Source organism: Alcanivorax sp. HI0044 (assembly GCF_001634945.1).
The window spans coordinates 1-734 of record NZ_LWEZ01000345.1; the positions used below are offsets into that span (position 1 = coordinate 1).

Here is a 734-nt window from a genome sequence, read left to right on the forward strand (position 1 = left end):
GGTGTTGATGCCCAAGAGCATGGAGCATCACCCGATTTATCATGAAGCACAGGCGCGCCTGGCAGGCGAGCGGCTGGGCGGTTATAACCAGTGGTTGATTGAAGCCTTCTTCGATAAGGAACGGTTGGTGAATTGATGGTGCGTGGGGTTGGCCTGTTGATGGTGGCGCTGTGGTGCGTCATGAGCGCCCCGGCGCAGGCGATCAGCGGCTATGACGAAACCGAGTTTATGACGGTGGATACTTTTTTGTCCCAGGTCTATGGCGAGCCATTGCCGGGAATGTCCCTGCTGCCGTTACGTGGCGATCTGCGTGACCGGGTAGAAACGGCACTGGGACACCGGTATCGCGGCTTGCGATTGCGTTACTGGCAGCAGGGAGGCGTGACGACCTGGATCATCGACGAAAAAAGCAAGGACATGCCAATGACGCTGGCCGTGGCGGTGGGGGCGGCCGGCATTACTCACCTGAACGTGTTGGTATACCGCGAACCCCGAGGCGGCGAAGTGCACCAGGCATTTTTCCGTCAGCAATTTGTCGGGATGACCCTGCAGGATGACCTGAGCCTGTCCCGTGAGGTGGATGGCATTACCGGCGCCACCCTGTCGGTGGATGCCGTCAGCCGCGTGGCGGCCATGGCCCTGTTGCTCCATCAACACGTCATGGCCTCGCAGGCAGAACCGGCCACAGACTGAATCCCGCCCTTCCCAAAGCCGTCCTCACGTCTCACTATCGA

Annotated in this window: 1 protein-coding gene; it reads left to right on the forward strand. The window is 59.9% G+C overall.

Annotated features, from left to right (window positions below):
* Positions 1 to 135: 135 nt before the first annotated feature.
* Positions 136 to 693 carry an FMN-binding protein gene (locus A3730_RS04210; protein WP_082872248.1) on the forward strand — a complete coding sequence of 186 codons (558 nt, stop codon included), beginning with the start codon at positions 136 to 138 and terminating at the stop codon, positions 691 to 693.
* Positions 694 to 734 lie beyond the last annotated feature (41 nt).

Bases quoted from the DNA above. Each gene is read 5' to 3' on its own strand.
- A3730_RS04210 (WP_082872248.1), top strand. From the start codon at position 136: ATGGTGCGTGGGGTTGGCCTGTTGATGGTGGCGCTGTGGTGCGTCATG.